Raw genomic sequence first — 16,303 nt, forward strand, 5'->3', positions numbered from 1 at the left:
TTTGGTTCCCGCAAAACCCAAGAGTTTTGCCGGCATGTCAACGTCGAAGCAAATAATCGTGGGAGGTCCAATGGACGATACGGTAACTGTCCGGCGCAACATCACCGTCCTTACTGCCGCGCAGGCGCTCGGAGGATCGAGCGCGCCGATCGTCATGTCGCTCGGCGGCCTGGTCGGCCAGCAGCTTGCCGACAACCCCGCATGGGTGACGCTGCCGGTCAGTCTCTTCGGTCTCGGCCTCGCAATCGGCACGCTGCCCGCCGCCTTCGTCATGCGCGCCTGGGGGCGCCGTGGCGGTTATCTGTTCGGCGCGTTGTTCGGCCTCGCAGCGGGACTCATCGCGGCGTTTGGCATCTTCGTATCGTCGTTCCTACTGTTCTGCGTCGGCTGCTTTACCGCCGGTCTCTACGGTTCCTACGTCCAAAGCTATCGCTTCGCTGCCGCCGATGCTGCCGAAGGCGCTTTGAAGGCACGAGCAATCTCCTGGGTGATGGTCGGTGGGCTGATCGCGGCTGTAATCGGTCCGCAGCTCGTCATCTGGACACGCGATTCCTTCCCCGGCACCCCCTATGTCGGCAGCTTCCTCAGCCAGGCGGCGCTTCCGTTGTTGTCGATCCCGATTCTGTTGATGCTGCGCACGCCGCAATCCGCTTCGCAATCCGCGTCGGAAAGCTCCGGCCGTTCCCTGATCCAGATCCTGATGATGCCCCGCTACATGCTTGCCGTCGCGGCCGGCGTCGTCTCCTACGGCCTCATGGCTTTCGTCATGACGGCCGCACCGATCGCGATGGTCAATACCGGCCATTCGGTCGACAGCGCAGCACTCGGAATCCAGTGGCATCTACTGGCGATGTTCGCGCCGAGCTTCGTCACCGGCCGCCTCATGACACGCTTCGGCAAGGAGCGTGTGACGGCGGCGGGGATGCTGCTCATCGCCGTCTCGGCCATCGTCGCGCTGGCCGGGCTTGAGCTAATCAATTTCTGGGGGTCTCTGGCCATCATGGGCATCGGCTGGAATTTCAGCTTCATCGGAGCGACGGCGATGGTCACAGACTGCCATACGCCGGGCGAGCGCGCCAAGGCGCAGGGCGCAAACGACTTCATGGTCTTCGGCACGACCGCCGCCGTCTCGTTTCTGGCAGGCAGCGTCCTGCACAACTCGGGCTGGGCGGCAATCAACTGGCTATTGTTTCCGCCGGTCGCCTTGATCCTCGTGCCGTTGCTCTGGCAAGCGGCACGCAAACCGCAAGCCTGAAACGCAATGTCCCCGCCATTTTGGCGGGGACGCACCGGGTCAGGTCCTCGCTCTGCGCCCTCGCAGCCGAAAGGCTGCTTGGGCATGCGGTTATTGCAGCGAGCGATTGACCGCGCCGGACCGAGGCCGGATCGAAAGATCTTCATCGTCCTGATCGGTCTCAAGGCGCTGTAGGATCGGGCAATGCGGCCGATGATCCCCTTGGCAGGCGTTCACCAGCATGGTGAGCGTGTGGGCCATGTCCTGCATATCCGCGATCTTCCTCTCCAGCGCGTCGATATGGCCCTGCGCCAAGCGCTTCACTTCTGCGCTCTGTCGCGTCTCGTCGCGCCAGAGGTTGAGCAGGTCGCCGATCTCGGCCACCGAAAAACCGAGGTCGCGCGCGCGGCGGATGAAGCGCAGCATGTGGACATCGGTAGCCGAATAATCGCGGTAGCCGGAGTCCTTCCGATCAGCAGCCGGGATGAGACCTGTCTGCTCGTAGTAGCGGATCATCTTGGCCGAAACGCCCGATGCCTTTGCTGCCTGTCCGATGTTCATGAACAATCTCCCATATGTAAGGACAGCCGACCCTAAATATAGGATCGGCTGTCTGGTTTCATCAGCCCTGGACCTTGAAGGTCTTGAGCCGGAGCGCATTGCCGAGGACGAAGACGCTCGACAGGGCCATGGCGCCGGCGGCAAAGACCGGCGACAAGAGGATGCCGTAGGCCGGATAGAGCGCACCCGCGGCGACCGGGATCAGGGCCGTGTTGTAGGCGAAGGCCCAGAACAGGTTCTGCCGGATATTGCCGATCGTCGCCTTGGACAGCGCGATGGCGTTCGGCACCCCGGTCAGGCTGCCCGACATCAGCACCACGTCCGCCGCCTCGATGGCGATGTCCGTGCCCGTGCCGATGGCGAGACCCACATCCGCCTCGGCCAGCGCCGGAGCGTCGTTGATGCCGTCGCCGACGAAGGCGACCTTGCCATGCTCGGCCTTGAGCCGGCGGATCGAGTCGACCTTGCCGTCCGGCAGCACCTCCGCCACCACCTCGTCGATGCCCAGGCGAGCCGCGATGGCCTTGGCCGTGCGCTTGTTGTCGCCGGTGATCATCGCGACCTTCAGGCCGAGGTCGTGCAGCGCCTTGATCGCCGCCGGCGTCGTCTCCTTGATCGGGTCGGCCACGGCGATGATCGTCGCCAGCTTGCCGTCGATCGCCGCATAGAGCGGCGACTTGCCCTCGTTGCCCAGACGTTCGGCAACCTGGGCGAAGCCCGCCACGTCATGGCCAAGCTCGACCATGTAGCGATCCGCGCCGATCTCGATGCGCTTGCCGTCGACCACGGCCTTCACGCCGAAGCCGGTCACCGACTCGAAGTCCGACACGGCGGGCAGTGCAATGCCTTCCGCCTCGGCCGCATCCACGATGGCGCGGGCAATCGGGTGTTCCGACTTGGCTTCGACGGCTGCGACCAGGCCCAGCACCGTCGTCCGGTCGAAGCCGGCGGCCAGTTCGAGGTCGGTCAGCGCCGGCTTGCCTTCGGTCAGCGTGCCGGTCTTGTCGACGGCCACCACCTTGGCATCCTTCAGCAGTTGCAACGCTTCACCCTTGCGGAACAGCACGCCCAGCTCCGCGCCCCGGCCGGTGCCGACCATGATCGAGGTCGGCGTTGCCAGACCCATGGCGCAGGGGCAGGCGATGATCAGCACGGCGACGGCATTGACCAGCGCGAAGGTCAACGCAGGCGACGGGCCGAAATAGAGCCATGCAGCGAAGGTGAGGGCGGCGACGGCGAAGACCGCCGGCACGAAATACATCGTCACCTTGTCGACCAGCGCCTGGATCGGCAGCTTCGACCCTTGTGCTTCCTCGACCATGCGGATGATCTGCGACAGCACCGTGTTGCCGCCGACCGCCGTGGCCCGGATCGCGAAGGCGCCCTTCTGGTTCACGGTTCCGGCCACGACCTCGCTGCCGCTCGTCTTGGACACCGGGATCGGTTCGCCGGTGATCATCGACTCGTCGACATAGCTTTCGCCCTCGATGACTTCACCATCGACCGGGATACGGTCGCCGGGGCGGACCTCCACGATGTCGCCGGACAGCACCGAATCGATCGGCAGATCGACCGTCTTGCCGTCGCGGCGGACACGCGCGGTCTTGGCCTGAAGTCCGACCAGCCGCTTGATCGCTTCCGAAGTGCGCCCCTTGGCGCGGGCCTCGAGCAACCGGCCGAGCAGGATCAGGGTGACGATAACCGCGGCGGCTTCATAATAGACGTTCACCGTCCCAGCGGGCAGGAAGCCCGGCGCGAAGGTCGCCACCAGCGAATAGAGGTAGGCGGCCAGCGAGCCGACGGCGACCAGCGAGTTCATGTCGGGAGCCAGCCGCCAGAGCGCCGGGAGGCCCTTGTCGTAGAAGCGGATGCCGGGCACGAACAGCACCAGCGTCGTCAGCACGAACTGAAGATACCAACTGTTCTGCATGCCGATGGTCGCGGCGATCATGTCGTGCGCGCCCGGAATGAGGTGCGACCCCATCTCCAGGATGAAGACCGGCGCGGTCAGAACCGCCGCGATGGTGAAATCGCGGGTCAGCTCACGGCGTTCGGCTTCCTTCTTCTCGGCGCGGTCATCGACCTCGGCCTGGCCCGCCCCGGTCGCCGCCGCGATCACCTTGGCCTCGTAGCCCGCGTTCGCGATTGCCGCGACGATGGCCGCAGCATCGGCGGTTCCCTGGACGGTGGCCTTCTCGGTGGCGAGGTTGACGACGGCGTTGGTGACGCCCGGCACGGCCTTGAGCGCCTTTTCGACACGTCCCACGCAGGAGGCGCAGGTCATGCCCTCGATCGCGACCTCAAGCGAAGCCGCCGCCGGCGCGGTGAAACTTGCCGAAACCGCGTAGCCTGCGTCCTCCACGGCCTTCACGACGACCGCTCGGTCCACCGGGCCGCTCGTCGTGATGCTGGCTTTCTCGGTAGCGAGGTTGACCACGGCATTGGCAACGCCGGGGATGGCCTTGAGGGCCTTTTCCACCCGCCCCACACAAGAAGCGCAGGTCATGCCTTCGATCGGCACTTCAAGGAGGGCAGCTTTCGGCGCACTGAAGCTGGCCGGCACTTCATAGCCAGCATTTTCGACCGCCTTGACGAGCGCTATGCGATCAACCGTGTCGTTCGTCGTGATGCTGGCCTTCTCGGTCGCCAGATTGACGACCGCGTTGGCGACGCCGGGGACGGCCTTCAGGGCTCTCTCGACACGGCCGACGCAGGATGCGCAGGTCATGCCCTCGATAGGCAGGGAAATTGCTGCATTCATCTTGTCCGCAGCTCGAACAGGGGCATCCATTGCCGCCTCCTTTCTAAGTCAGAATTCGAGTTCGGACACTGATATGCTCCTTCCAACGATGGGAAGGTCAAGGGTAAAAATTCCTTTTCGTTTCCTCTTGACCTTACCATCGTTGGAAACCCCAACTTGAGGACCATGAGAACCGAACCCAAAGGAGAAAGCTCATGGAACTCAAGATCGAAGGCATGACCTGCGGCGGTTGCGCCAAGTCCGTCACCAAGGCGATCCAGTCGGTCGATCCGACCGCCAAGATCGATACCAACCCCGCCCAGCGGATGGTCAAGGTCGAGACGACCGCAACCCCGGCAGCCCTTCGGCAGGTTCTCGAAGAGGCTGGCTATCCGGCGACCGTGAAGTGAACAGGAGCAAGATCATGCACAAGCTGACCCCGATTTTCATTGGCGGCGCACTCGCCATCAGCGCCGGCCTCGCCATCGCACAAAGCCAACTGAACACGGATACCACCATGCAAGGCCACGACATGCCGGGGCATTCGATGCCGGCCTCCGACAACCCATCCACGCAGGCTTACATCGAAGCCAATAACCGTATGCACGCCGACATGACAGTCGACTTCACCGGCGACGCCGACATCGACTTCATGCGCGGCATGATCCCGCACCACCAGGGCGCGATCGACATGGCGCGGATCGTGCTGCAATACGGCACTGACCCCGAGGTCCGCAAACTCGCCGAGGAGGTGATCTCGGCCCAAGAAGGTGAGATCGCTATGATGCGGGAATGGCTCGCCGCGCGCGGCCAGTGATTTTGATATGTAGGAACCGCCGCGGTGCGTCAGCAATGATGCGCGGCGGCGGTTGCGACATATAAGATTCATCCAGCCAAGGATGCGCGGAATGTTGTCTGACAAGGAGTTTTGACGCCGATGCGTCGTCTGTTCATCGCAGTGCTGATGATCTTCTCCTTCGTCACGGTGGCGTTGGCTGTGCCGGCGCACGGCGCCCGCATGGCCACCGTCTCCCAAACGATCGCCTCAAAACACGAAGCGCCGCATCGCACCGCATACTCCTCTCCCGAGGCATGTCAGGAAGATCGAATCTGTTCCGGAAGCGATGGCTTCTGCTACTTCGTATGCTCTGGCATGGGCTCTTGGTTCGTGTCTGACCAGCCCGGAAATGCGATTCAGCCTACCTCGGCGCGTTGGGCACTACCGGAGACGACGAACCTCGCCGGTCTCAGCCCCGAACGGAATGAACGCCCTCCCAATCCCAGTCTCGCTGAAAACCAGTGGCTGCATAAGCGCACGCCGATCTGAACTCAGAGGGAGCATAGTTCTCCCAGGAGACCGAAAATGACACTTATTTCACGACGCGGCTTTCTTGCCGCAAGCGCTGCCACGTTGTCCACAGCAGCTCTACCGCGCTTTGCCATGGCGCAAAACGCCATATCGCTCAGCGCCGCGACACGGGTGCTGGACGTCAATGGACGCGCCGCCACAGTCTTCGGCTTGGAAGGCCCGAGTGGACAGGGATTGGTTCTCAATCCAGGCCAACGCTTTCGCGCCAGTCTTACCAATCGCCTGGATGTTCCGACCCTCATCCATTGGCATGGCCAGATCCCGCCCAACGAGCAGGATGGCGTCCCGGATCTGCCACAGCCGATGCTGCAACCCGACGAAACGCGCTCCTATGACTACGAGCCGCTCCCCGGCACATACTGGATGCACGCGCACATCCCGCTCCAGGAGATGAACCTGCTCGCCGCGCCGCTGATCGTGCGCAGCGCCGAAGACGTGGCGGCCGACCGCCAGGAAGTCGTGATGTTTCTCCATGACTTCTCGTTCAAGGCGCCCGAAGAGGTCATGCAGGAGATCACCGGCGGGCACGGCGGCGGCCACGATATGAGCGCCATGGGAGGCCACGCCGCCCCCGGCGCCTCGATGGACCATTCAGGCATGCAGATGGATATGTCCTCGATGCAGGGCATGGCCATGGATCTGAATGACTACAATTGGGACGCCTACCTGACCAACGACCGCACCTTGTCCGACCCGGAGATCATCATGGTCGAGAAGGGCGGACGGGTAAAGCTGCGGGTGATCAACGGCGCCTCGGCCACTGTTTTCTGGATCGATACGGGTGGGCTGTCTGCGAGACTCGTGGCAGTCGACGGCCATGCCATCGCGGGCCTCGAAGGCAGTCGTTTCGGTATCGCCATGGGCCAACGCCTCGATCTGGATCTGGAGCTTGCCGGTGAAGGGGCGTGGCCCGTGCTTGCGTCGCGCGAGGGGTCGAAGGAGCGCACGGGGTTGATCCTCGCCACGCCCGGCGCGACCATTGAGAAGATCCCGGCGCTTGGCGAAGCGGATGCGCCTGCGTTCGACATCGACCTGTCGCAAGAGCTGAAGCTGCGCGCCTCGGACGGCCTTCCCTCGCGTGCGCCACAGCGCAGCCACATGGTTATGCTGGGCGGCTCGATGCAGCCCTATGTCTGGACCATCGACGGCAAGGTCTGGGGAGATCACAAGCCCCTCCTTGCAAAGACGGGCGAGCGGGTCGAGATCATGTTTCACAATATGTCGATGATGGGGCATCCGATGCATCTGCACGGCCATGTCTTCCAGGTCGTGGACATCAACGGCAAGCGCTTCGATGGGGCACGGCGCGACACCGTTTATGTTCCTCCGATGGCCATGGTGACCGTCGCGCTCGACGCCGGAGAGGCGGCGCGCTGGATGCTGCACTGCCATCATATGCCGCATCTCCAGACCGGCATGATGACCGAGCTCAGCATATCCGCCTGAAATGAATGAAAAAAGCCTGCGCCGCGATTCCTCGCAGCGCAGGCTCTCGCCTGATTTCATTGAACGAGGCGACTAGCCTTCCTGCCCTTCGGGCGTGAAGAAAACGTCGGCGTGCATGTCCTCGGGTCGCAGCCCGCGCGCAAATGCCATTGCCATCGCCGCATCAACCATCGGGGGCGGGCCTGCGACATAGGCTTTCCACCCGTCGAAGTCCGCGAGATCCTCGGCCACCGCGTCGGTCACGAACCCGTGCCGATGGGGGGCTACCTGTGTATCGGACAAGACAGCCGTAAAGCTGAGATTGTTGTGGCGGTCCGCCAGGGTCTCGAAATGCTCGACGAGATAGAGATCACGCGCGCCGCGTGCGCCGAAGTAGACATGGATCGGCTGCTTCATGCCGTGCGCAAGGGCTGTTTCCACGATCGACTTGATCGGCGCCAGACCGGAACCGCCGGCGATGCACAGGATCGGGCCGGAATGATGCTGGCGCAGATAGGAGGAGCCTAGTGGAAATTCGAGCGTCAGCTTGTCACCGGCCTTCAGTGCCTCATGGACGTGCTGCGAGGTGACGCCGCCCGGAACCTTGCGAATGTGAAATTCGAGGCTGTCGTCGCCGTGACGATTGGCCATGGAGTAGCTGCGCGCGGGCACACCATCGAATCCGACCTGGGCATACTGTCCGGCCGTGAAGAGCAACGGGGAGCCATCCACAGGCGAGATTCGCACCAGTTTGATGTCGTGGGTAAGGTCATCGAGGCCGGACACGATGGCCTCCACCCGTCGAGGAGCCTCAACCGCATCATCGTCATCGCTGCCAAGCCAGGCGACAGCCGCATCGGTCTGCGGCACCGCGCGGCATGCCAGGATCAGGCCGTCGGCCTTCTCTTCCTCGCTGAGGGCGAAGCGAGAATGCTGGAGCAGTTCCACCTCGCCCTCGATCAGACGTGACTTGCACGAGCCGCAGCGGCCGGAACGGCAGCCGTGGGGATAAGGTATGCCTGCGGCAAGTGCTGCGTCGAGGATGGTTTGTCCCTCCTGGACCTCCAGACTGACCCGTGCCTGCCGAATATCAACGAACCTGGTCGTCATCATGCACTCCCGGTCAAACCTAGAGCCTTGACGAGTCCCGGCTTCTGGCTTGGGAAGGTTCCGTAGAAAACTTCCGACCCTACGATTGTAATAGGAGCGACCCTGACACCCGTGCGTGCCTTTGCCTCCTCGGCGATCTTGGGGTCGGTCAGGTCACGCTCCTCATAGGCGAGACCCTGCTGGGCCAGCCAACGCTTGAGTGCATGGCAGTCCGGGCAGGTCGGCGTCGTATAGATGAGGATGTGTGGCGTGTTGGCTTCTGGCATGTCCTTGCCCTTCTTGCTTTAGACGTGGATTGGCTTCCGGCAGACCGTCAAACGGCCTCCCGGAAGAGTGGATTGCCGTCAGCGTGCGGCTTCCAGCGCTTGTAAAGTCAAGGCTGTTCTTGCTCCGGGGTCGAAATTTCCGAAGCGCAGGACGACATCAGCAGATGAAGACTGACGTGGTGCCGGCTACGATCGCTCCGACTCGCTGATCGGGAAGTATCGGGCCTGTTGCGCATTGAGATCGCGCAGCCTTCCGGTAGATTGGACGAGACAAATCGACGTGGCCGACACGTTGCCATCAAACGGGCGTGAACCGCCTCAAGACACAGGTGAAAATCGCTGATGACTGCCGGTAAACCGAAACTACGGGTCGAAAAGCAGGCCGAGGCCGCAACCCCGAGCGCAACAGAGACACGCAGCCACCTCGACCATTCCTCGCTCTCGCAGAACGAGGTGACGATCCTGGCGGAAACCTTCCGGCTTCTCGGCGATCCTTCACGGCTGAAAATCCTCCTGAGCTGCATGCCCGGTCCGATTTCGGTCGGCGAGATCGCGGAGAAAATCGACCTGTCCCTATCCCTGGTCAGCCATCATCTGCGCCTGCTGCGCGGTGCCCGTCTCGTCAAGGGCGAGCGCCAGGCCAAGCAGATCTTTTACGAGATCGCCGACGAGCATGTCCGTCAGGTTCTCCACGACATGGCGACGCACATCTCCGAGGATCACGCCGAGGAGTGATCTGAAACCGCGAAAGCCGATACTATCAACATACGCTTGAATAGTTGTTCAATCGTGGTATTGACTCCTTTCGTGGCCATGCGGGGCCTGCGCACGCGCCCACCGCGTGGTGAGAAAGGAGATCGGAATGACAACGGGACTTTCAGCACCTAGCGGCGGTGAGCGCTTGGGCTTTCGCGTCGAGGGCATGGATTGCGCAAGTTGCGTCGGCAAGATCGAGACTGCACTGAACCGTCTGGGAGGCATCACTGACGTTACCGTCAATTTTGCCACCGAGACGCTGCAGCTTTCCCGCGATACGGCCAGCACAACGACGTCGAACGACATCGCCAGGAAGATCCGCGCGCTCGGCTTCGATGTGACCGAGCTACCGCCCGCCGTCATTCCATCGACGCCCGCCCGGCATTCCGAAGCGCACAGCGGGCATGACCACAGCGGCTGCTCCGGTGAGCATGATCATGGGCACGATCACCACCATGCGCATCATCATGATCACAGCGACTGCGGTGGCCACGATCATGGTCAGCTCGCGCAAACGCCGGTCTCGCGCACAGATCCGACATCTCCGCCCAATGTCTCGATGCGGGTCGAGGGCATGGATTGCGCGAGTTGCGTCGGCAAGATCGAAGTCGCACTTGCAAGAATGCCCGATGTTTCCGACATTCGCGTGAACTTCACGACCGAAATGCTTGAACTCAACTTGGTTCCCGGCTCGGGCACCAAGGTTGCCGACATCGAAAGGACCATCAAGAGCCTCGGCTTCGGGGTATCCAACACACGCGAACTTTCGTCTTCGTCCGACGTCGCCGTGGACGTTGCGCCCGCGCCAGCCATGCGCAATCAACGCTGGTGGCAGACTCGCAAGGGCAAGCACGTCATCGGCCTCGGTCTGCTGATGGGCTCGGCCTACCTCATCGCCCAGTTTATCCCCCTCTATGCAGAGTGGATCTTTGCACTCGCCGTCGTCGCAGGCGTCCTGCCGTTCGCCCGCAAGGCGTTTGCTCTCGCGACGTCAGGGTCGCCATTCTCGATTGAGACACTGATGAGCGTGGCCGCGATCGGCGCCTTGGTGATCGGCGAGGCCGAAGAGGCGGCTGCGGTGGTGTTCCTGTTCGCGGTCGGCGAGTTGCTTGAAAGCGTTGCAGCCGGACGCGCTCGCGCTGGCATAAAGGCCCTTGCGTCGCTGGTGCCAAAGACCGCAATTCTGCTTGATCCCAGCGGCGCTCAGCGCAGCGTCCCGGCGACTTCCTTGCGCGTGAACGACCTTGTTCTTGTGCGGCCCGGCGACCGAGTGCCGGCCGACGGACAGATCGTCCAAGGCACTTCCAGCCTCGACGAATCGCCCATCACCGGAGAATCGGTCCCGCGCGCCAAAGCCAAGGGCGAGAGCATTTATGCTGGGTCCATCAATGTCGATGGCGTTCTCAAGGTTCGCGTCGAAAAGGCCGCTGCCGACAACACGATCTCGCGCATCATCCAGCTCGTCGAGCAGGCTCAGTCCGCCAAGGCTCCTACCGCACGTTTCATCGAGAATTTCAGCCGCTACTATACCCCGGCCGTGATGCTGATCGCTGCGCTGATCGTCATCGTGCCGCCACTGGCGATGGGCGGCGATTGGGACACCTGGATCTATCGCGGCCTCGCGCTCTTGCTGATCGCATGTCCCTGCGCGCTCGTTCTCTCGACGCCTGCGGCGATCGCCTCGGGCCTTGCCGTCGGCACCCGCCGCGGCCTGCTGATCAAGGGCGGCAACGCCCTCGAAACCATCGGCAAGGTGAATGCTATCGCCTTCGACAAGACAGGGACGCTTACTGAGGGCAAGCCGCGCGTCACCGAAACGGTGGCCTTCGGCAAGAACGAGGAGAAGGACGTCATCGCATTGGCGGCAGCGGTCGAGACGGGTTCCAGCCATCCGCTTGCCAAGGCGATCATCAACCGAGCAGAGGCTTCCGGCATAGCGGTCCCTCCGGCGCAGGACGCCTCTGCGACGGCCGGGAAGGCAGTCCATGCCACGGTCGTCGGGCGCCGCCTTGCCGTCGGCTCCCCGAGCCATGCCGCGAACGTGGTAGTGATCGGTAAGCACGAGCAGAGCGCAATCGAAGGGCTCGAAGATCGCGGCAACACCGTTGCCGTCCTCTTTGATGAGGGGACGCGGGAAGCAATCGGCCTGATCGCCTTGCGCGACGAACCGCGGCGAGACGCGCCCGAGGGGATTGCCCGGCTCAAAGCGATGGGCGTTCGTTCCGTGATGCTGACCGGCGACAATCGGCGCACCGCTCAGGCGATCGCCAAGGGTCTTGGTATCGAATGGAGCGCCGAGCTTCTGCCGCAGGACAAGCTCGATCTCGTGAACGAGATGAAACGAACGACCAAGGTGGCTATGGTCGGTGATGGAATCAACGATGCCCCTGCGCTCGCAACCGCCGATGTCGGGATCGCCATGGGCGGCGGAACCGACGTGGCAATCGAGACGGCGGACGCCGCCCTGCTGAAGAGCCGAGTGACGGATGTTGCCCATCTTGTGGCGCTGTCCCGTGCGACAATGGCCAACATCCATCAGAACGTCGTCTTCGCTTTGGCGCTGAAGGGCCTGTTTCTCGTTACCAGCGTCCTAGGGATCACCGGCCTCTGGATCGCAGTCCTCGCCGATACCGGCGCCACCGCGATCGTGACGCTGAATGCGCTCCGGCTCTTGCGCTTCAAGGGGGCGAAGTCGAACGACGACGAACGTGACGACGGCACGTCTTCACGCCCCCTGATACCAGCCGAGAGCTACTGATCCCTCCCGTCGAAGAAGCCGTCCGTCAAACTTGACGGGCGGCTTTGCCCGGCCGGAACCAATCGTAGCAACGGCGAACATCGCGCTCGGAAAACCCATTCATGAACTGGCACCACCCTTCAGAAAGGACAACAGCCATGGACCTGGGCATCGGCAAACTCTCCCAGATCACGGGGGTCAAGATTCCAACGATCCGCTATTACGAGCAGATCGGTCTCTTGCCCGAGGGCTTGCGAAACAAGGGCAATCAGAGACGCTACGATCATGATGCGGTCAAACGATTACTGTTCATTCGCCGGGCGCGGGATCTCGGGTTTGACATCGATGCGATCAGGGATCTGCTTCATCTAGCCGACGTCTCGGCCTCGCGTTCGCCCGAGGCACTCCGTATCGCAAAACAGCAGCTCGCTTCCGTCGAGGAGAAGATCGCTCAACTGGAAGACCTTGAAAAGGTGATCAAGCGGGTCGCCGAAGGCGAGAGCGATGGGGACGACGCGCCCTATTGCTGCAGCACGGCGACAGATCATGCGGATAAGCCCCTCCACTAGCCTCGAAACGACAGGAGGTATGGAGTTGAGATACCTTTATTCCAATCTGGAAAGGAGCCAGAGCTGCGTCGTCGTGGGGGCGGGACCGGCCGGCCTGATGCTCGGACTCCTTCTGGCCCGATCCGGGGTCGACGTAACGGTCATCGAGAAGCACCAGGACTTCCTGCGCGATTTTCGTGGAGATACCATCCATCCTTCGACACTCGAAGCAATGCACGAGCTTGGCTATCTCGACGAACTTCTCACGCTTCCCCATCAGAAAGCCTATCAGCTCCACGCTGAGATCGAAGGACGCAAGGTCACGATCGCAGACTTCTCCAAACTGCCGACGCGCGCCAAGTTCATCGCGTTCATGCCCCAATGGGATTTCCTGAATTTTCTGGCACGGAAGGCAGCGGGATTTCCGCGCTTCCGCTTGCTGATGTCGACCGAGATAACGTCGCTCCGTTGGGAAGCAGGTCGAGTTGTCGGCGTGAATGCTCGCCAGAGCGACCGCAATCTGGTTCTTGATGCCGATCTCGTAATCGGTGCCGACGGACGCAATTCCGCCACCCGCAAGGCTGCGGGACTTGAGTTTCAGAGCTTTGGCACGGCCACAGATATTCTATGGATGAAGGTCTCGAAAAAGGCCGGCGATCCCCAGCAAGCGATGAGCCATGCCGGCCCGCGACAGGGGCTGGTTCTGATCGACCGAGGCGACTACTGGCAGTGCGGCTACGTCATCACCAAGGGGACCGTCGACGCGCTGAAGGACGGCGGAATTGGTGCGCTTCGCGCAAGGATCGCTGAGGTCGCACCTTTGCCTGCGGACCGCTTCAAGGAGATCCGCTCTTGGGATGACGTGCATCTGCTGAGCGTTCGGATCGACCGCCTGAAGACGTGGTGGAAACCCGGCCTGTTGTTTATCGGGGATGCCGCACACGCCATGTCGCTGATTGGCGGCGTTGGTGTGAACCTCGCTATTCAGGACGCTATAGCGACGGCCAACCTACTGGCTGAAGCCTTGCGCGAAGGACGAATGAAAACGCGCTTGCTGGAGGCCGTGCAGCGCCGACGCGCCTTTCCAACCAGAGCGACCCAAAAACTACAACTGATGATGCGCAGCCGAAAGCGTGCGGGTGAGGCAGACAGCGCACGAAGTCCGAAGCCTCCTCTCTTCATGCGCCTGATTGCCCGGTCGCCACTGTTGCCCCGGCTGACCGGCCGCCTCATCGGACTTGGCTTTCGTCCCGAGCATGTTCGCACACAGCTAGTCGATTGGTCCTGTTCGCTCAGGAAGTCTGCGGCTCCGCCCCGATAAAACTATGGAGCAGGTGCTTGACCTAGGCACCTTGGCCGATGTCACCTTCACCGTAGAGACTAGCTTGCGAGAAAGGGATTATCGTTCGCTGGTGAATTTCCCGCTGACATTCTCGCCATCCGCCGCAGCACGGGAGATTCTCTGCCCGTTTCGAAGAACCAGCAATCAACGATTAGGGGAGAATGGCGCGCCGCACCGGGCGAAGATGACAACTACGTTTACGCTATAGCCCTATAAATGTGCCTTCGCTGACAGGGAGTAGCTTCTCTGAAATTAAAGATGTTTCTTGCGCACAGGCCTGACTATCGCGCAGGTGGTTTCGGTGGCCTTTGCTGCGCCAACGGCCTTCGGCGAGATCAGGTAAGCGTGACAACGGCGGCAGGTGGCCGCCGCTTTCTCTTTGCATTTGAGCTAGTCTAGACACCGACTCGCTTGCTTATCTCTTTGTAGTAAGCGTCCTCAAAGGCTCGGGAGTGATTAGCTCTTAAGGTTGTAATCTGAGCGACCGGTGCGGCAGGATTTTTCAGTGCAGATAGGAGGCATAGAAATTTTGCGTGTGTAATGCCGGTTCCACGGGATGGATTTGGTGCCTTTAACGCGTCAAACATTGCCTTAAATGTTGGAAGATCGGTCGCAAGTTTCATATGGAATTTGTATGTGTCGCGCACACCAGAATTTAAGGTATCCCCGAGAAGACGCTTAAGGGGCGTCTCTTCAGGCGAACCGTGAAACAAGGGCATGAACGAAGCCGCCAGACGACCCAGCCGCTCATGCGGTGACCAAATGTTTCGGGCGTCTCGAAGAGTTGTGAGAATCTGCGCGGGCGTCCCATATTTCGACAGCAGCCAAAGCCTTGAATAGAGCCCAAAGTAGCTTTGTGGGTCATTGCTCGCGATGACAGCTTCAAGCATTGCGTGACATCGCTTATTTTTGACAAATGTTTCGACAAGATAGTTTGACATCTCCACCATCGCGGCGTCATCAACAAGAAGACCTGACTGACTTGCTCTTGCTAGAATGCCCGCAATCGATGGAGTGAGGGGGCGACTTCTTATAAACGAATAAACATTCTCTCGAACTGATGGTCTTCTTTTGACGAGATCTTCGAGAGCTTCAGGCTTCACCACAGCGCCGGTTTTAGCCGCAAGCCCCAGCCATCGCTTCAGAACCTTTTCGCCGTTCCCTGCGTCGAATGATTTTTTACGAAGTCCTTGCCTGATTCTGGCTTCAACATGAGCTCGCTGCCGGTCCAACGGAAGTCCGTGTCTCACGCGGTGATCGACGCTTGCCTGAACTGAATCTAGCCGCGCGTTCTCGAAAATTCGGAAATGTCGAATAGCCTCGGGCCGAGTAAGAATGACTGTCTTGCCGCTGTTCAAACGAACCTGCTTCGTCTGAAGGACCAGATCGACGGTCTTCAATGCCCGTTTGGCATCGACGATCGTGTCAACACCTATATCGATGTCGTCCATGTAACGCACGAAGTCTCGTCCGGGATCGCTCGCAAGGTACGAATCTAGCTCGTAGAGGAAGCAGTGCGCTAACAGGCGAGGTGCATCAAGATTGATTTGGGGCAACCCAACCTCGATGCGAGGAGTGTAATCCGGCTGCCAAAGAAGATCACCGAGGACGTATATCAGCATATCAATCACGCATTCATCGACGCCGCTGATCGAGGCAATGGCGTTGCGGAGATGAACGTATGAAATACTGTCGTAGTAGTTGGCGATGTCTGTTACGACGACGAACTTACGCGTCTTTGAAAACTCGAACAGCTCTTTCTGGAAATTTAACCAAGCTGCGAACGTGCCGTAACCACTCGGTGGTGACGAGAACTTGTGATCCTTCGGTTCAAAGAATGCCTTGCTCGTAGGCGCCTTGCCTTTGATTTCAGAATAGAGAGCATCAGATAGACACTGCAAAACGATGGCATCTCGTATGCTGGGAATGACGAGCTGCCTGCAAAGCCCTTTGCTTTTTTCGACAAGGATCCGTTGCGCCTTCTGCGGTACATAATCACCCGATAATATCAAATGCGAAAGTTTTTGGCTCTCTACTTTGCGTGACACATGAAAGTCGAAATTCTCTATCCCATCGCACATGAACTGATCGCGCATTGAGACTTTAACTTTCTCTTTCCAAATCCTTTCGATGTTCTGTGGAGAAAATATCGTTCGCAGCTTCTTCGCACGTATGTCAAATCTAGGAGATCTCATGAGGTGGATCGCACGGCCAT

At 60.8% G+C, this 16,303-nt stretch carries 14 protein-coding genes; 9 read left to right on the forward strand and 5 right to left on the reverse strand.

Translation table 11 applies throughout. From position 1 onward, the window contains the following. Positions 1 to 70: 70 nt before the first annotated feature. Positions 71 to 1,255 (forward strand): MFS transporter, encoded by a 1,185-nt coding sequence (locus tag FQV27_RS09395; RefSeq protein WP_080622749.1) that lies wholly within the window; start codon positions 71 to 73, stop codon positions 1,253 to 1,255. Between the two features lie 90 nt (positions 1,256 to 1,345). Here FQV27_RS09395 and cueR read toward each other — a convergent pair whose 3' ends face one another. Next, positions 1,346 to 1,795 (reverse strand): Cu(I)-responsive transcriptional regulator, encoded by a 450-nt coding sequence (gene cueR, locus FQV27_RS09400; RefSeq protein WP_080620522.1) that lies wholly within the window; start codon positions 1,793 to 1,795, stop codon positions 1,346 to 1,348. 61 nt (positions 1,796 to 1,856) lie between these two features. After that, the gene (locus FQV27_RS09405; protein WP_226341156.1) at positions 1,857 to 4,586 is read right to left on the reverse strand and encodes a heavy metal translocating P-type ATPase; all 2,730 of its coding nucleotides are present in this window, start codon (positions 4,584 to 4,586) and stop codon (positions 1,857 to 1,859) included. A 164-nt stretch (positions 4,587 to 4,750) separates the two neighbouring features. Here FQV27_RS09405 and FQV27_RS09410 point away from each other — a divergent pair, with 164 nt between their 5' ends. The 4 genes from FQV27_RS09410 to FQV27_RS09425 all read left to right on the forward strand — a co-directional run bounded on the left by FQV27_RS09410 (position 4,751) and on the right by FQV27_RS09425 (position 7,350). Next, on the forward strand, positions 4,751 to 4,945 hold the full coding sequence (locus tag FQV27_RS09410) for a heavy-metal-associated domain-containing protein (RefSeq protein WP_080620523.1): 195 nt from the start codon (positions 4,751 to 4,753) through the stop codon (positions 4,943 to 4,945). Between the two features lie 14 nt (positions 4,946 to 4,959). Continuing rightward, a complete protein-coding gene (copM, locus tag FQV27_RS09415; RefSeq protein ID WP_080620524.1) occupies positions 4,960 to 5,352 on the forward strand; it encodes a CopM family metallochaperone in 393 nt (130 codons plus the stop codon). 120 nt (positions 5,353 to 5,472) lie between these two features. Further along, positions 5,473 to 5,862, forward strand: coding sequence for a hypothetical protein (locus FQV27_RS09420; protein ID WP_127898013.1), 390 nt, complete (start codon positions 5,473 to 5,475; stop codon positions 5,860 to 5,862). Positions 5,863 to 5,898: 36 nt separating this feature from the next. After that, entirely contained in the window at positions 5,899 to 7,350 is a 1,452-nt protein-coding gene (locus tag FQV27_RS09425) for a multicopper oxidase family protein (RefSeq protein WP_080620525.1), read from the forward strand. Between the two features lie 72 nt (positions 7,351 to 7,422). On the opposite strand, the gene FQV27_RS09430 is transcribed toward FQV27_RS09425, so the two are convergent. Beyond that, complete coding sequence (locus tag FQV27_RS09430; RefSeq protein WP_080622751.1) at positions 7,423 to 8,439, reverse strand: 2Fe-2S iron-sulfur cluster-binding protein; 1,017 nt, start codon at positions 8,437 to 8,439, stop codon at positions 7,423 to 7,425. Next, on the reverse strand, positions 8,439 to 8,705 hold the full coding sequence (locus tag FQV27_RS09435; RefSeq protein WP_080620526.1) for a glutaredoxin family protein: 267 nt from the start codon (positions 8,703 to 8,705) through the stop codon (positions 8,439 to 8,441). Before FQV27_RS09435 ends, FQV27_RS09430 begins: the two co-directional genes overlap by 1 nt. Positions 8,706 to 9,047: 342 nt before the next feature. Between FQV27_RS09435 and FQV27_RS09440 the strand changes: the two genes are divergently transcribed. The 4 genes from FQV27_RS09440 to FQV27_RS09455 all read left to right on the forward strand — a co-directional run bounded on the left by FQV27_RS09440 (position 9,048) and on the right by FQV27_RS09455 (position 14,067). Further along, positions 9,048 to 9,440, forward strand: a complete 393-nt coding sequence (locus tag FQV27_RS09440) for an ArsR/SmtB family transcription factor (protein WP_080620527.1) — start codon at positions 9,048 to 9,050, stop codon at positions 9,438 to 9,440. A 127-nt stretch (positions 9,441 to 9,567) separates the two neighbouring features. Further along, positions 9,568 to 12,219, forward strand: coding sequence for a heavy metal translocating P-type ATPase (locus FQV27_RS09445; protein ID WP_080620528.1), 2,652 nt, complete (start codon positions 9,568 to 9,570; stop codon positions 12,217 to 12,219). 137 nt (positions 12,220 to 12,356) lie between these two features. Next, a complete protein-coding gene (locus FQV27_RS09450) occupies positions 12,357 to 12,767 on the forward strand; it encodes a MerR family transcriptional regulator (protein ID WP_080620529.1) in 411 nt (136 codons plus the stop codon). A gap of 25 nt (positions 12,768 to 12,792) precedes the next feature. After that, the gene (locus FQV27_RS09455) at positions 12,793 to 14,067 is read left to right on the forward strand and encodes an FAD-dependent oxidoreductase (protein ID WP_240542510.1); all 1,275 of its coding nucleotides are present in this window, start codon (positions 12,793 to 12,795) and stop codon (positions 14,065 to 14,067) included. 416 nt (positions 14,068 to 14,483) lie between these two features. Here FQV27_RS09455 and FQV27_RS09460 read toward each other — a convergent pair whose 3' ends face one another. Continuing rightward, on the reverse strand, positions 14,484 to 16,184 hold the full coding sequence (locus FQV27_RS09460; RefSeq protein ID WP_222611681.1) for an RNA-directed DNA polymerase: 1,701 nt from the start codon (positions 16,182 to 16,184) through the stop codon (positions 14,484 to 14,486). Between the last annotated feature and the right edge of the window lie 119 nt (positions 16,185 to 16,303).

It is taken from the genome of Paracoccus aurantiacus, from assembly GCF_007993065.1.
Taxonomy (GTDB): domain Bacteria; phylum Pseudomonadota; class Alphaproteobacteria; order Rhodobacterales; family Rhodobacteraceae; genus Paracoccus; species Paracoccus aurantiacus.

Excerpts from the sequence above, each read along its gene's own strand:
- FQV27_RS09395 (WP_080622749.1), top strand. The coding sequence starts at position 71 with ATGGACGATACGGTAACTGTCCGGCGCAACATCACCGTCCTTACTGCC.
- cueR (WP_080620522.1), bottom strand. The coding sequence starts at position 1,795 with ATGAACATCGGACAGGCAGCAAAGGCATCGGGCGTTTCGGCCAAGATG.
- FQV27_RS09405 (WP_226341156.1), bottom strand. The coding sequence starts at position 4,586 with ATGGATGCCCCTGTTCGAGCTGCGGACAAGATGAATGCAGCAATTTCC.
- FQV27_RS09410 (WP_080620523.1), top strand. The coding sequence starts at position 4,751 with ATGGAACTCAAGATCGAAGGCATGACCTGCGGCGGTTGCGCCAAGTCC.
- copM (WP_080620524.1), top strand. The coding sequence starts at position 4,960 with ATGCACAAGCTGACCCCGATTTTCATTGGCGGCGCACTCGCCATCAGC.
- FQV27_RS09420 (WP_127898013.1), top strand. The coding sequence starts at position 5,473 with ATGCGTCGTCTGTTCATCGCAGTGCTGATGATCTTCTCCTTCGTCACG.
- FQV27_RS09425 (WP_080620525.1), top strand. The coding sequence starts at position 5,899 with ATGACACTTATTTCACGACGCGGCTTTCTTGCCGCAAGCGCTGCCACG.
- FQV27_RS09430 (WP_080622751.1), bottom strand. The coding sequence starts at position 8,439 with ATGACGACCAGGTTCGTTGATATTCGGCAGGCACGGGTCAGTCTGGAG.
- FQV27_RS09435 (WP_080620526.1), bottom strand. The coding sequence starts at position 8,705 with ATGCCAGAAGCCAACACGCCACACATCCTCATCTATACGACGCCGACC.
- FQV27_RS09440 (WP_080620527.1), top strand. The coding sequence starts at position 9,048 with ATGACTGCCGGTAAACCGAAACTACGGGTCGAAAAGCAGGCCGAGGCC.
- FQV27_RS09445 (WP_080620528.1), top strand. The coding sequence starts at position 9,568 with ATGACAACGGGACTTTCAGCACCTAGCGGCGGTGAGCGCTTGGGCTTT.
- FQV27_RS09450 (WP_080620529.1), top strand. The coding sequence starts at position 12,357 with ATGGACCTGGGCATCGGCAAACTCTCCCAGATCACGGGGGTCAAGATT.
- FQV27_RS09460 (WP_222611681.1), bottom strand. The coding sequence starts at position 16,184 with ATGCGCGATCAGTTCATGTGCGATGGGATAGAGAATTTCGACTTTCAT.